Here is a 14314-nt window from a genome sequence, read left to right as displayed (position 1 = left end):
CCGAGCAGCGAGACGCGCCACGGGTGGAGTTGTGATCCGGGCCGAAGGCTTGTTGCATGTGCACATGCACCCACGCGCAGGCCAGCCCGCTCAGCCCGAGGATCTCGTCGACGTCGACGCGCTGCTCGCGGCGTACGAGGGGATCACGCCGGACGTCGAGAACCCCGCCCAGAAGGTCGTCTTCGGTACGTCGGGCCACCGCGGCTCGTCCCTCGACGGCGCCTTCAACGAGGCCCACATCCTGGCCATCACGCAGGCCATCTGTGAGTACCGCGCGGGCGAGGGGACCACTGGGCCACTCCTGGTCGGCCGGGACAGCCACGGCCTCTCGGAGCCCGCTTGGCGGACCGTGCTCGAGGTGCTGGCCGGCAACGGCGTGCAGACCCTGGTGGACAGCGCAGACCGGCTGACCCCGACCCCTGGTGTGTCCCACGCGATTCTGCGGCTCAACCGTGGCGCTGGAGCGGGTGCCGACGGCATCGTCATCACACCGAGCCACAACCCGCCGCGCGACGGTGGGATCAAGTACAACCCGCCCCACGGCGGCCCGGCCGACTCCGACGCGACCGGCTGGATCGCGGCCCGCTCGAACGAGCTGATCGCCGGTGGCAACCGCGAAGTACGCAGGGTTCCGTTCGAGGCGGCGAGGGCGGAGGCGGGGGAGTACGACTTCCTCGGGCACTATGTCGACGACCTGCCCTCCGTGCTCAACCTGGACGCGATCCGCGCGGCCGGTGTCCGGATCGGCGCCGACCCGCTCGGTGGCGCGAGTGTCGACTACTGGGCGGCCATCGCCGAGCGGCACCGCCTCGACCTGACCGTGGTCAACCCGCGGATCGACCCGGCCTGGTCGTTCATGACGCTCGACCACGACGGCAAGATCCGGATGGACTGCTCCTCGCCGTACGCGATGGCCTCGCTGGTCGCCCAGAAGGACCGGTACGACGTCGCGACCGGCAACGACGCCGACTCCGACCGGCACGGCATCGTCACGCCGGACGCCGGCCTGATGAACCCGAACCACTACCTGGCGGCCGCCATCTCGTACCTGTTCGCCAACCGGCAGTGGGGTGCGGACGTCGCGGTCGGCAAGACACTGGTCTCGTCGTCGCTGATCGACCGGGTGGTCGGCGACATGGGCCGCCGGCTCTGGGAGGTGCCGGTCGGGTTCAAGTGGTTCGTGCCCGGCCTGATCGACGGCTCGGTCGGATTCGGCGGCGAGGAGTCCGCGGGCGCGAGCTTCCTGCGCTTCGACGGTACGGTCTGGACGACGGACAAGGACGGCATCCTGCTCGCGCTGCTGGCCAGCGAGATCACGGCCGTGACGGGGGAGACGCCGTCGCAGGCGCACGCCAAGCTGGTGGAGAAGTTCGGCGCATCGGCGTACAGCCGGGTGGATGCGCCGGCCAGCCGTGAGCAGAAGGCCAAGCTGGGCGCGCTCTCGGCCGACGCCGTGACCGCGACCGAGCTGGCCGGCGAGCCGATCCTCGACCGGCTGACGAGTGCGCCGGGCAACGGCGCCGCGATCGGTGGGCTCAAGGTCACCACGGAATCCGCGTGGTTCGCCGCACGGCCGTCAGGGACCGAGGACCTCTACAAGATCTACGGCGAGTCCTTCAAGGGCGCGGAGCACCTCGACGAGGTCTTCGCCCAGGCCCGCGAGGTCGTCTCCCAAGCCCTGGCCTGAACTATCTGACGAAGGCGTCGACCAGTCGGTCCAGGTCGGCGCCGGGGTCGTTGGTGAGGCCGCTGTGGATGGGGCTGGGGTGGACGACCGTACTGCGGGGCGCAGCCAGCCAGCGGAAGCGTTCGCCGATTCGGGTGGCGGCTGCGGGGCCGCCTTCGGGCTCGCCAGCGCAGATGGCGCGGAGGTGCTCCAAGGAAGCGCAGACGACGTCTACGTCGACCGCTGGGTCGAGGGCGCGTAGGCGGAGCGGGTCGACGTCCCAGGAGGCGCCTAGGAAGTCCAGGGAGCGGCAGTAGAGGACTGCGCCCACGTTGACGAACTCTCCGCGGTGGATGCGGGGTGCCGCGCGCAGGATGACGTAGTCGAAGGGGACGAGGTTCACCGCGGGGTCGAAGGGCGCCAGGCTCACTGTGCACCACCCGGCAGCCAGGCGGACCGATCGGCGAGTCTGGCGGTCAGGTGACCCAGATACCGCTCGCGGTCGCCTTCCTCGATCCACTCGCCCGGCACCAGCGCGATCACCTCGGTCAGCAGCTCGGGAGTGATCGCCGCCGCCAGCTCGGCGTCAACGGCCGGTACCGAGTCGGCGACGTCACGGAACACGTGATCCTGCGCGTCGTACGCGAGTCCGGTGAACTTCTCGGCGGACATCCAGGAGTGGTGGAAGTACAACGCTGCTCCGTGGTCGATCAGCCAGAGTTGCTTGTGCCAGACGAGGAGGTTCGGGTTGCGCCAGGACCGGTCGACGTTGGCGACGTACGCGTCGAGCCAGAGGATCTTGGCCTGGGTGGCCTCGTCCGGCTTGCCGCTGGAGCCGTCGTAGCCGAAGGAGCCGGGCAGGAAGTCGACGGCCAGGTTCAGGCCGGCGCTGCGCAGCAGTAGTTGCTGGATCTCCTGGTCGGGCTCGGACTTGCCGATCAGCGGGTCGAGCTCCATCAGCTTGAGCTCCGGCACCCGCAGCCCGAGCCGGCGGAACAGCTCGCCGACGATGATCTCGGCGACCAGCGCCTTCGGGCCCTGGCCGGCGCCGTGGAACTTGAGCACGTAGGTGCCGAGATCGTTGCCTTCGACAACACCGGGCAGCGAACCGCCTTCGCGTAACGGCAACACGTACCGGGTGGCAGTCACGATCGGCAGACTCACCCGGCCGAGCCTAGTGCATGCCTGGTGACCAGCAGTGGCACGGTTTCCAGCACGTCGGCGCCGGGTACGTCGAAGGCATCGCTACAGAGGAGTTGCCTTGAGCCATCCGTCCATGGGCGTCGAGGAGGAGTTGCTGCTGGTCTCGGCCGGTGGCGACCCGGTGCCACGCAGTAAGGCCGTCGCCGCGGGTACTGACGGGGTAGACATCGAATTGGAGCTGACCAGAGCCCAGGTGGAGATCAACTCGCCTGTGTGTCAAACGGCTGATGAACTGCGCTACCAGTTGACCTGGGCGCGGTCCAAGCTCGCGGAAGCCGCAGCGGAGGAGCATGCGCAGTTGCTGGCGATTGCTGTGCCTCCCCGTGGAGTTGCGACTCAACTGATCACCAGGAAGCCGCGGTACGAGCAGATGGCGGCCCGCTACGGGTTACTGGCTCGTGAGCAGGCCGTGTGTGCGTGTCACGTGCACATCGACGTACCGGACAGGGAAGCCGCTGTCCGGGTCAGCAACCATCTGCGGCCGTGGCTGCCTGCTCTGCTGGCGTTGACGGCGAACAGTGCGGTCTATCTGGGGCAGGACACCGGTTACTCCAGTTGGCGATCGATCATGTTGTCGCGCTGGCCTTGCTCGGGCCCACCGCCGTACTTCGAATCCGCCGAGCACTACGACGCACTGGTCGCCATGCTGGTCGCCACGGACAGCATCATGGACGAGCGGATGGTCTATTGGGACGTGCGCCCGTCCAGCCACCTGCCGACGGTCGAGATACGCGTGAGCGATGTACCGCTGACCGTCGACGAGACAGTGCTGCTGGCGACGCTCGTCCGCGCACTGGTGATGACAGCACTCGACGACGGCGGTCTGGGCCCGAAGCTCGAGCCGGAGGTGCTACGAGCCGCCTATTGGCTCGCAGCACGCGACGGGATCACCAGCAACGGGCTGGAGGTACTCAAGGCGCGCCCGCTACCTATGAGCGAGCTACTCGGCCTACTGCAGCGACATGTCTCGCAGGCGCTCAACCAGCTGGGTGAGGCCGACATGGTCGCCGAGACGATCCAGCGAGTACTCCGGGAGGGCAACGGCGCCGTCAAGCAACGCCAGGCCGTCCGGGACGGCTTCGACGTCGTTGCCCTCACTGCGGTAGTGGACTAGCGCAGGAAGTCCTCCAGGCCGTGGAGGTCGTCCGTGTTCAGGTGGTCGACCCCAGCAGCCACCAACTCCGACCAGACGGCCTCACGGGCTGCACCCGGGACGTCCGGGGTCTCCCAGAAGCGGACCCGGTAGCCGGCCGCGTGGGCAGTGGTGACGATGGTCTGCAGCTTGGCGCGCTCGGCAGCCGGGAACGGCCCGATACCTCGCCAGGTGAAGTTGTTCGACCAGTTGTCGCTGACCAGCGGCATCAACGACGCGGGCAGCTTGGAGTTCAGGTCGGCGAGCCGGCCGTCGTAACCGGCGTACCGGACCTTCTGGGCCTTCAGTACGTCGAGCGGTCGGTTGCCGCTGATCACCGACGTGACCGCGCCGCGGTAGGTGTGGCCACCGGCGAAGACCGTGCTGATGCCCTTGTACTTCCGCAGTGCCGCATCAACAGCCGCGTACGTCGAAGGCCCGTCGCTCTTGATGTCGATCAGCAACTGGAAGTTCCGCCCGTGCCGGTAGACCTCGCCGTGGTTGTCCCGAACCCGCTGTGCGAGCGGCTTCAGGTACAGGCTCTCGAGATTGCGACCCGGCACCGCGTCCTCCAGGTCGTGCGCGACCCGGAGCTCGCCGTCGACCAGCCAGACGTCGGCCTCGACACTGTTGAAGCCACGGTCGAGCGCATCGGTCAACGGCTGCCGGTGCTCGTAGTCGTTGTGCGCGTGAGCCGCCGGCAGCGCGCGGACCGCCGGAGCGTCGTACGCGACCGGCAACCGGAACCCGTTCGACCGGACCACCGACCGCACCCGATCGGGGTAGTCCGAGATGATGCCGTCGACACCCTTGTCGATCAGCGACTGCATCGTGGCCGGGTCGTCGACCGTCCACGGCACCACCTTGATCCCAGCCTGGTGAGCCGACCGGACCATGTCAGCAGTGACATACGGCTTGTACGCCGGATCCGTCACGCGACCGTCCTGCGGGAACCCGTGCACCGGCGAGATCGCGTCCGCGCCGAACGACGCGGCCGCCTTCACCAGATCGCCACCGAAGTCGTCGATGTCGATACCGCCGAGCCAGGGCGACTTGCCGGGCTGGCCGGTCTGCAGGAAGTCGTAGTTGGTCAGCGCGACGATCGGCAGCTCGGGCGCGACCTGCCGCATCCGCATCAGCGAACCCCAGTCGAAGCTCTGGATCGTCACCTGCCGGCCGATCCGGGCCTTGCGGATCTCGGCGGCGACCACCTGGACGAACTGCTCGCGCGGTGCCGTCTGGGTCGGCGCGCCCGCCTCGACCTTGGTCTCGACGTTGAGCTTGACCTTGTCGGCGTGGAAGCGCTTGACCAGCGCGAAGACGTCGCGCAGCTCAGGCATCCGCGCACCCGGGTCGGGCGTCTGGCCCGGGAAGTTCGCCTGCGGCAGCGAGCCACAGTCGAGTTGCTTGACCTGCTTCAGGGTCAGCGTGTTGATGAACTTGCCGACGTACGGGTACTCCGGGTCGCCCGGCGTGTAGGGCGCGGTGTCCTTGCACTTCGCGCCGGTGACCTGGCGGTCATGGGTGACCACCGCGTAGCCGTCCTCGGTGATCTGGACGTCGAGCTCGAGCGTACTGACGCCGACCTCGAGGCCACGCGAGAAGGAGGCGATCGTGCTCTCCACGGTCAGCCCGAGGCCGCCGCGGTGAGCCTGGATGTCGAAGTCACGGCTGCGACGGGCGTCGTCCGGCGCAGCGGCACCAGCAGGTAAAGCAGACGGGAGGAGCAGACCGGCGGCGAGGGTAAGGAGCAGCGCGCGGGGGAGGCGGCGCATGAGGGCATCCTTTGCGTAGGGAACGGCGGTTGGCGCCGATGGTTGCCCGCGCAGGGATACCCCGGCCCTCGCGAAGGTAGCCGGTAAGTGGCCGACGGGTAACCCCTCACCGTCGGCCACTTTTTTACCGCTACTCGTACTGCAGTGCCTCCAGCGGGTTGAGCCGGGCCGCGCGACGGGCCGGCCAGATGGCGGCGAAGATGCCCACGACCACCGAGACGATGGCGAAGACGATCAGCTGCCCGGTGGGTACGGCGAAGCTGACTTCGTCCAGCCGGGCGGCCAGCAGCGACGCCAGGCCGAGGCCGAGGATGATGCCGATCACCGCCCCGATCAGCGCGGTGATCACACTCTCGTGCCGGATCATCCGTTTCACCTGGCGCCGGGTCAGGCCGATCGCCCGCAGCATGCCGAGCTCCCGGGTCCGCTCGAACACGGTCAGCACGAGCGTGTTGACGATGCCGAACAGGCTGACCAGGACCGACAGCGCGAGCAGCACGTAGAGCACGTTGAGCAGGCTCTTGATCCCGCTCGCCTGGGCGTCCTTGAACTGCTCGCGCGTCTGGGCCTTCGCGTTCGGGAAGTTGGCGAGCGCCTTCTCCACCACCGCGGTGTTCGCGGCCGTGACCCCGCCGTCCATCTTCAGGAACGTGTAGAGGTTCAGCGGCTGCGGGGTGGCCGCGTCGAAGGTCGTCGTCGAGATCGTCACGTCGCCGAACGGCGAGCCGCCCGCCGGAGGTTTGAAGATGCCTTTCACGGTCAGCGGCAGGCTCTTGCCGACGACAGTCGTCATCGAGAACGTCGAACCGAGCGACAGGTTGTGCTTCTTCGCGTAGTCCTCGTTGACGATCGCACCGTCGGCGCCCAGCGTCCCGAGCGTCTCCTGCGAGCCGCTCTTCCAGTCGAAGCGCAGTACCGACGGCGCCTGCTCATCGACCGCCGTGACCTGGATCGTGTCGCCGAACACCTGCCCCTGCCCGCCACGCACACTCGAAGCGGCCTGTACTCCGGGAACCTTCGCGACCGCGGCTGCGACCGTCGGCGGCAGCGGGCTGAAGTTGTTCTGCGCCGCGACCGCGTAGTCACCGCTGAAGATCCGGTCGACGGCGTCCTCGAACGGCTTGATGATGCCCGCGCCGAGCGTGGCCACCAGCGTGACGAGGGCCAGCCCGATCATCAATGCGGCAGCCGTCGAAGCGGTCCGGTGCGGATCGCGCCGGCTGTTCTGCCCACCGATTCCAGCCGCCGGCCCATCGATCAGTACGCCGGGGAACTCCGCCGGCCACTCGGGCTCCCACGAGCTCACCCGCCGCCGGATCGCCATCGCGGTGACCACGACGAGCAGCACCGGATTCAGCACCGCGCCGAGTACGAACCCACCGGCCCGCTTCAGCCCGGACCCCGGTCCCCAGTACCCACGCCGCAGTAGCCAATAGGGCAAGGAGAACAGCGGCCACGCGAGGATGGTCAGCACGAGTACCGACCCACGAGCCACCGGATCGGACGCGGCCGCCAACGGACGTACCAACTGCGCCGCGAACAACGCGATCCCGATGAAGATCAGCAGTACTCCGACCGCCAGCAACGTCAGCAGATTGCCCGTGCCCAGCCCGTTGACGAACAGCCCGACCACGACCAGCGCGACGCCGGCCAGCGTCAGCACCACAGCGCCCAGTGCGCGGTACCGGTGGAAACGGCCCGGTGGCAACGAAGCGCCTTCGCGAACGGCCGCGATCGGTGGAACCCTCGTTGCTCGCATGGCCGGTCGAAGACTGGCCAGCAAGGTCACGAGGATGCCGACCGCCAGCGCGACGACGATGGTCCGGCCGCGGAACACCAGCCCGTTGTTGGGCAGGGTCAGCCCGGCCGCGTCGAAGATCTTGAACAGCCCGGTAGCGATTCCGAGCCCGAGGAACAGCCCGGCGACGGCCGCCACCACGCCCGTCAGGAGCGCCTCGAGCACGACCGTGCCGAGGACCTGACGCCGCGAGGCGCCGAGCGTCCGCAGGGTCGCGAACTCACGGGTGCGCTGGGCGATCGTGATCGACAGCGAGTTCGCGATCACGAACGAGCCGACGAACAGCGCGATCCCGCCGAAGACCAGCAGGAAGGTCCGGAAGAAGTTCAGGAAGTCGCTCGTCCCGGCCGCGTCCTTGGCGGCCTGGTCCTCGGCGGACCGCACCTGAGTGCCTTCCGGCAAGACCTTCTGGACGGCGTCGATCAGCTGCTGCGGCGACGTGCCGCTCTTGGCCTTCAGCAGGATCTGATCCAGCTTGCCCGGTTTGTCGAACAGCTTCTGCGCGGTCGGCAGCTGGAAACCGGCCAGCGTCGCGCCGCCGATCGACGACACCGAGCCGAACTCGACCAGCCCGGAGATCCGCATCTGCTGAACTTCGCCGCGGGCCTGCACACCGATCGTGTCGCCGGTCACGAAGCCCTTCTTCGAGGCGGTCTGGGTGTCGATCACGACCTGGTTCGGCCCCGGCCAGTCACCGTTCACCAGCGCGAGCGAGTTGAACTCCTGGTGCTCCGGATCGACGCTGAAGCCGAGGTTGGGCGCGCCACCGAAGGCGATCGACTTGCCGTCCTTGCCGATCAGCTGCGCCTCGCCCGACACCGCGCCGCCGGCCACGCCGACCTCGGGAAGGGCCGACACCTTGGCCAGCAGGGATTCGTCGAACGGCGGCGCCGGTGCGGTCCCGTCCGGTACGTCGAACGCGGTCTTGCCGGTGATCGCCGCGTCGGTGTTCTTGTAGTTGTCGGAGAAGATCGAGTCGAACGCGCTCGAGATCGAGTCGGTCAGCACGTACGTGCCGGACACCAGCGCGACGCCGAGGACGACGCCGATCGCGGTCAGCGCCGTGCGGAGCTTGCGGCTGAGCAGCCCGCGCAGCGCGAAGCCGGTCACTGCAGGTCCAGCGAGTCGATGATCTGCAGGATCTCGTGCTGGTCGGTCCGCCCGGTCTCCTTCACGATCTCGCCGTCGGCCAGGTAGAGCACCCGGTCGGCCATCGCGGCCGCCTTGGCGTCGTGGGTGACCATCACGGTGGTCTGCCCGTACTCCTCGACCGAGCTGCGCATCAGCTGCAGGATCTCGTTGCTGGTCCGCGAGTCGAGGTTGCCGGTCGGCTCGTCGGCGAAGATCACCGTCGGGCGGGAGACGAGCGCACGGGCGATCGCCACCCGCTGCTGCTGGCCGCCGGACAGTTCGGCCGGGCGGTGCGTGAGCCGGTCGGCCAGGCCCACCCGGGCCACCAGCTCATCGAAGTACGCCGGGTCGGGCTTCTCGCCGGCGATCGTCAGCGGCAGCACGATGTTGTCGCGCGCGGTCAGCATCGGCAGCAGGTTGAAGAACTGGAAGATGAAGCCGATGTGCTTGCGGCGCAGCTTGGTCAGGTCGTCGTCGCCCAGGGTGGTGATCTCGGTGCCGCCGATCTGCACCGACCCCGAGGTCGGCTTGTCCAGCCCGGCCAGGATGTGCATCAACGTCGACTTGCCCGAGCCGGACGGTCCCATCACCGCCGTCAACTGGCCGGCGGTGATCTCCACCCCGACCCCCCGCAGCGCCTTGACCGCGGTATCGCCCTCGCCGTACGTGCGAATCAGGTCCTTCGCCCGCACGACGGTCGTCTGTCCCTCCGTCATGCTGTTCGCCCTCCCAAGCGTTTCAGCGGCCCCCAGAACCGTCGTGGTTCCGAGTCTGCTCTTACTGGGAGTGATCGCGACAGGGGGTTTCCCCCGACCGGACCCCGAGATCCGGCCGGGGGAGCGCTGGTCCTCGGGTCAGCGCTTCTTCTGCAGGCCCGCCTTGATGCCGGCGCCGAAGCCGGACGGGGTGCCCTTGTAGTCCTTGATCAGTGACGGCTCGTCGGCGCAGTCGCTGACCACCCAGCCCCACGCGAGATACGAGATGTTGCGCGCGTCGGCGTACTTGGTGAGCTTGTCGGTGAACCGGTGGGTGCAGTCGGTGTCGCCCATCTCGCCGATCACGACCGGTACCTTGGCCGCCACCTTGTCGATCTCGGGCCAGCGCGCCTGGTCCCGGTACGGCGAATCGAGCGGCAGTCCGTAGATGTGCACCGACGCGGCGAGCTGGTTCGCCGGGTCGACCGGCTTGAACTCCAGCCAGCGGCGCAGCGATCCGGCGTACTCGGGACCCGGCACGAGGATGACATTGTTGGCTCCAGTGGCGCGCACGATCACGACGAGTTCCTGCATGCCGGCCGTGACGAACTTGACGCCGGGACAGGTGCCACCGTCGCGCACGCATTTCCAGGCGGCCGTGGTGTCGCGGTTGTTGTCCGGGTAGGGCTCGTTGAACAGGTCGAACATCACCGCGGGGTTGTTCTTGAACGTGGCGGCCACCGACCGCCAGTACATGGCCGAATAGATCCGCGACGGCATCACCCGCTGGTCGGTCGCCTTCTTCGCGTCGGTCTGCGTCCAGTGCTCGTCCACGATCACGGTCATCCCGGCGGTGGTGAGCTTGGTGACCCAGGCCGTGATGGCGTTCCGGTACGTCGAACCACGCATGCCGGGCCGGACCTGAGTACTGCCGAGCCAGCAGGTCTCGTTGAGGGGCACCCGGACCGCGTTGACGCCCCAGGCCTTCATGGCCGCGATGGTCGCGTCGGTGGCGGGAGCGTCGAAGATCCCCCAGCCCTCGGAACAGGCGTACTGGGCGCCGGAGTGGTTGACGCCGCGCAACTGGACTTTCTTGCCGGTCTCGTCGACGAGTTGGTTGCCGACCACCCGGACACCGGGCGCGACCTTCGCGTCGGCCTTCGGGATCGATACGGTCGAGGGTCGGGCGACAACGGTGAGTAATGCGATCAGGGCAACGACAGCCGCCGCGGCCAGGGCTTTCCGCACTGGGTTCTTCTCCTTGTTCAGTCCCCAGGTTCTCTACTGCTTCGGGCTACGGCCCCACCTCCGCGGTTCCCTGCCTACCAGTGCCGATCCGTGACCTGCAACCGGATGCCCGTTTGCTTCAAGCCATCGCTTGGATGGAACTAACGCAGTCCGCGGGCCGGTCAGGCGTGGACCGGCGGGAAAAGTTAACGGTCGAGATCACGGAAAGATCACGACGCGAAAAATCCGGCCAGCGCAGGATGCTGACCGGATTCGCAGGATTTGGTGCCGGACCGGGAAGCGCCTCACGGCGCGAGGCCGCTCGAAGCGGCTAATTTTGGGACCCGGGGCTACCGCGGCCCGACACCTGCATCAGTGTAGCGAACTACCACAGGTTGCCGGTGCGTTCGGTGCGTGCCGCGGTCTGCAGCTGGTCTGCCAGTTCGACGAGTTTGGACGCCGACCGGACCAGGTCGTGGGTGTCGTCGGCCAGGTGCGCCCGGCCGGTCGCGACGATCCGCGCGAAGGCGGCCGCGCGGTCGAGAGTGGTGGCGAAATCGCCGGTCGCGACACCTCGTAGTACGGCGTCGACCATGTCCCGTACTTCGGTCGGCCCGGGCGGATCGGCGACGCCCGCGACCACGGCGTGGACCTCGGCGTACTTGCGGCCGGTCGCGTATTCGCGGGAGACCTCCTCGGCCGAAGCATGCACCCAGGAGCGCAGCAGGTAGAGCCGCCACAGCGTGCCGGGCAGCGAGTCCGCCGGCGAGTCGGACCACAGGTCCGCGAGTTCGTCGAGCCCGTAGTCGTCGGCGAGCTTGACCACCCGCGCGATCACCTCGGCGTCCTCGCTCGACCGCGCGCCGCGCACCAGCAGCTCCGCGGTCCGGTGCGCCACCTCGGCCACCGCGGCCGGGTCGTGCGCACCCGGCAACGACTCGAACAACTTGGCACCCGGCAAGATCGGCCGGCGCGGCGTAGGAACGGTCACCCGCCCATCGTGCCTGACGGCCCCCAACTCCGCATGCCGACCCGGCGCAGTCAGTACAGTCGAACCATGGCGGGTGGAAAAGGCAAGTTGGCCAAGAACGTTGTCAAGTACGGCGTGCGGTACGGGCCGATGGCGTTCGAGGCGGTCAAGCATGGGCGCGAGCCTGCCCAGCAGGCGTTGCAGGCGGCGCTGGCCAAGCGGAACGCCCGGAAGAAGGCGATCGAGCACGCGTTGACTGTGCGGGACGGGTCGCTGTTGAAGGTGATCAAGGACGGGCAGGCCGTCTTCTTCGTCTTCAGCGGGGATGCGATCGTCACGACCTATCCGCCGGTGGCGCAGTCGTCCTATCCGGAGTTGTTGCGGCATGCGGATCTGGATCGGCGCGAGAACGCGGTCGTGCTGGCGGCGAGCAAGCCGAAGCTGACTGATCGGCTGCCGAAGATCAAGCGTCGCCGATAGAGGGTTGACCTGCTTGTAACACGCAGGACCCGGCGTAGCAACAGCTCCCGCGCACAGTGGAAGGACGTGTCCACGAGGGAGGGCGTCACCATGCTCTGGAAGATCAGGACCGAACTCGCCGACCGGCCGGGTGCACTGGCCGAGCTCGCCGCACGCTGTGGTGCCGACGAGATCAACATTCTGAGCCTGGAGGTCTTCACCGCCGAGTCCGGGGCTGTCGACGAGCTGGTTGTCTCCACCGGCGTCGGCTGGACCGCGGACGACCTGACCGCACTGGTCGCCGAAGCGGGCTGCACCGGTACTACGGTCCGCCCGTGCCAGGCCGATGTCCTCCATGACGGGCCCACCCGCTACCTGCGCGCAGTACTGCGGCTCATCGACGACCCGATCTCCGTGGACGAGGAGCTGGAGAGTCTGCAGGGGTTCGATGAGTACACGCCGGCCGAGTGGGCGCGTGCCGACGTACTGGTCGAGATCGCCGGCCGGCTGGCCGAGCGGGAGGTCGGCCCGGTCCAGGAGCCGCCCCGGCCCGGCAGCGCAGTACCGGAGTTGCGCAAGGCCACTGTCGACGATGCCGAGGCAGTAGTCGCCATGCACGACCGGTGCTCGTACGAGAGCCGCACCCGGCGGTACCACGTCCCCATGCCGAAGCTCACGGCCCGTACTGCGCGTCATCTGTCGGCCCCGGCCGGCGGGATCTCCATCGTCGCCGCAGCCGGTGAGGCCGTCGTCGGGATGGCCACGGCTGCTCCCTGGGACGAGCTGAGTGGCTCGGCGATGGAGATCGCCGTACTGGTCGAGGACGGCTGGCAGCGGCACGGTCTGGGCTCGCAACTGCTGCGCCGGGTGATCCGGGAGGCCCGGGACATGGGTGCCGACCGGGTGGTCTGCATGGTGCAGCCGGAGAACGACGCGATGCTGCGAACCGTCGAGGGCCTGCGCATGCGGACCAGGGTCGTCCAGGACAGCGGCCACCTGATGGTGACCGTCGCACTGTCCGACCAGAGCCTGTCGCATGCGGTGGATCGGCCGTCGGTGCCCTATCGTCAGACGCGTGCCATCCCTGCCCGGTCGTAACCCCCACGGCCTTCTCGTCAACCTGCCCGCGAGCACGCGCTCGCCGGTGGTGGAGTTGTCCAGGCGGCTGATGATCGCGCTCGGCCTGCTGGTGCTGATGGTCTGCATCGTGCTGGTCGACCGGGGTGGCTACAAGGACACCTACGACGGCAGCGTCGGTTTCATCGACAGCATCTACTACGCGACCGTGACGCTCACCACGACCGGGTACGGCGACATCACTCCGGTGACGCCGACCGCCCGGCTGGTGAACGCCTTCATCGTGACACCGCTGCGGATCGCGTTCCTGGTGGTGCTGGTCGGCACGACGCTCGAAGTCCTGGCGAACGAAGGTCGCCGCATCATGCGCGACTCGCGATGGAGGAAGCGCATGAAGGACCATGTCGTTGTCGTCGGCTACGGCACCAAGGGCCGCTCGGCCGTGCAGACCCTGCTCAGCAACGGGGTCAAGCGCACCGACATCGTGGTGATCGACCCGCGCGCGCAGGCGATCGGTGACGCGGGCAACGATCAGATGGCCGCCTTCCACGGCGACGCGACCAACCGGACCGTCCTGCGTCGCGCCGAGGTGATGACCGCCCGCGAGGTGATCGTCACCACCGATCGCGACGACTCGGCGGTCCTGGTCACGCTCGCCGTCCGGCAGTTGAACCCGAACGCGCACATCGTCGTCGCGGTCCGCGAGGAGGACAACGTCCCCCTGCTGCGGCAGAGCGGCGCGGACGCGGTCGTCACCTCCTCGGAGGCAGTCGGCCGACTGCTGGGCCTGTCCGCCGTCAGCCCGAACCTGGGCGAGGTGATGGAGGACCTACTGACCTACGGCGAGGGCCTCGAGGTCGCCGAACGCCCAGTCCTCGGCCGCGAGGTCGGCAAGGCACCGTCATCGGTCCCCGACCGCGTCGTCTCGGTCGTCCGCGACGGCAAGGTCCACCGCTACTACGACTCCTCCGTCTCGGTCCTGGCCGCCGGCGACAAACTAATCGTCGTCCGCCCCGCCAAAGAAACCCCCTGGGCGGAACGCCCCGGCGCCGACGACCAGGAAGAGTAAACCCTTCCCCTGCGCCCTCCCCCTGCCCCACCCACTCCCCGCCGACCTCGAACACCAACCGGCGACCTCGAACCATGCGGCGACCTTGAACACCATGCGGCGACCTTGAACA

Annotated in this window: 12 protein-coding genes; 5 read left to right on the top strand and 7 right to left on the bottom strand. The window is 68.3% G+C overall.

Annotated elements, in window-relative coordinates; genetic code table 11:
* The first annotated feature begins 64 nt into the window (after positions 1 to 64).
* A complete protein-coding gene (gene pgm, locus ABD116_RS07675; RefSeq protein WP_343966341.1) occupies positions 65 to 1687 on the top strand; it encodes a phosphoglucomutase (alpha-D-glucose-1,6-bisphosphate-dependent) in 1623 nt (540 codons plus the stop codon).
* 1 nt (position 1688) lies between these two features.
* Here pgm and ABD116_RS07670 read toward each other — a convergent pair whose 3' ends face one another.
* Positions 1689 to 2096: a DUF3037 domain-containing protein gene (locus tag ABD116_RS07670; protein ID WP_343966338.1), complete on the bottom strand. Its 408-nt coding sequence runs from the start codon at positions 2094 to 2096 to the stop codon at positions 1689 to 1691.
* Entirely contained in the window at positions 2093 to 2830 is a 738-nt protein-coding gene (locus ABD116_RS07665; protein WP_343966335.1) for a HipA family kinase, read from the bottom strand. Before ABD116_RS07665 ends, ABD116_RS07670 begins: the two co-directional genes overlap by 4 nt.
* A gap of 97 nt (positions 2831 to 2927) precedes the next feature.
* Here ABD116_RS07665 and ABD116_RS07660 point away from each other — a divergent pair, with 97 nt between their 5' ends.
* Entirely contained in the window at positions 2928 to 3983 is a 1056-nt protein-coding gene (locus ABD116_RS07660; RefSeq protein WP_343966333.1) for a carboxylate-amine ligase, read from the top strand.
* On the opposite strand, the gene ABD116_RS07655 is transcribed toward ABD116_RS07660, so the two are convergent.
* The 5 genes from ABD116_RS07655 to ABD116_RS07635 form a co-directional block, all read right to left on the bottom strand.
* Positions 3980 to 5776, bottom strand: coding sequence for a glycerophosphodiester phosphodiesterase family protein (locus ABD116_RS07655; protein ID WP_343966331.1), 1797 nt, complete (start codon positions 5774 to 5776; stop codon positions 3980 to 3982). The genes ABD116_RS07660 and ABD116_RS07655 overlap by 4 nt on opposite strands.
* Positions 5777 to 5906: 130 nt before the next feature.
* Positions 5907 to 8684 (bottom strand): ABC transporter permease, encoded by a 2778-nt coding sequence (locus tag ABD116_RS07650; RefSeq protein ID WP_343966329.1) that lies wholly within the window; start codon positions 8682 to 8684, stop codon positions 5907 to 5909.
* Entirely contained in the window at positions 8681 to 9421 is a 741-nt protein-coding gene (locus ABD116_RS07645) for an ABC transporter ATP-binding protein (RefSeq protein WP_343966327.1), read from the bottom strand. The genes ABD116_RS07650 and ABD116_RS07645 overlap by 4 nt, the downstream gene beginning before the upstream one ends.
* A 138-nt stretch (positions 9422 to 9559) precedes the next feature.
* On the bottom strand, positions 9560 to 10648 hold the full coding sequence (locus ABD116_RS07640; RefSeq protein ID WP_343966325.1) for a glycoside hydrolase family 5 protein: 1089 nt from the start codon (positions 10646 to 10648) through the stop codon (positions 9560 to 9562).
* 364 nt (positions 10649 to 11012) lie between these two features.
* Positions 11013 to 11618, bottom strand: a complete 606-nt coding sequence (locus ABD116_RS07635; protein ID WP_343966323.1) for a hypothetical protein — start codon at positions 11616 to 11618, stop codon at positions 11013 to 11015.
* A gap of 66 nt (positions 11619 to 11684) precedes the next feature.
* Here ABD116_RS07635 and ABD116_RS07630 point away from each other — a divergent pair, with 66 nt between their 5' ends.
* The 3 genes from ABD116_RS07630 to ABD116_RS07620 all read left to right on the top strand — a co-directional run bounded on the left by ABD116_RS07630 (position 11685) and on the right by ABD116_RS07620 (position 14202).
* Positions 11685 to 12077 (top strand): hypothetical protein, encoded by a 393-nt coding sequence (locus tag ABD116_RS07630; protein WP_343966321.1) that lies wholly within the window; start codon positions 11685 to 11687, stop codon positions 12075 to 12077.
* Positions 12078 to 12143: 66 nt separating this feature from the next.
* Positions 12144 to 13154, top strand: a complete 1011-nt coding sequence (locus ABD116_RS07625) for a GNAT family N-acetyltransferase (RefSeq protein ID WP_343966319.1) — start codon at positions 12144 to 12146, stop codon at positions 13152 to 13154.
* Complete coding sequence (locus tag ABD116_RS07620) at positions 13120 to 14202, top strand: potassium channel family protein (protein WP_425552066.1); 1083 nt, start codon at positions 13120 to 13122, stop codon at positions 14200 to 14202. Before ABD116_RS07625 ends, ABD116_RS07620 begins: the two co-directional genes overlap by 35 nt.
* Positions 14203 to 14314: the final 112 nt, after the last annotated feature.

The sequence above is a fragment of the Kribbella koreensis genome (assembly GCF_039525325.1).
Taxonomy (GTDB): domain Bacteria; phylum Actinomycetota; class Actinomycetes; order Propionibacteriales; family Kribbellaceae; genus Kribbella; species Kribbella koreensis.
The sequence above is the reverse complement of the archived record's forward strand: the minus strand, read 5'-3'. Positions and strand labels throughout refer to the sequence as shown.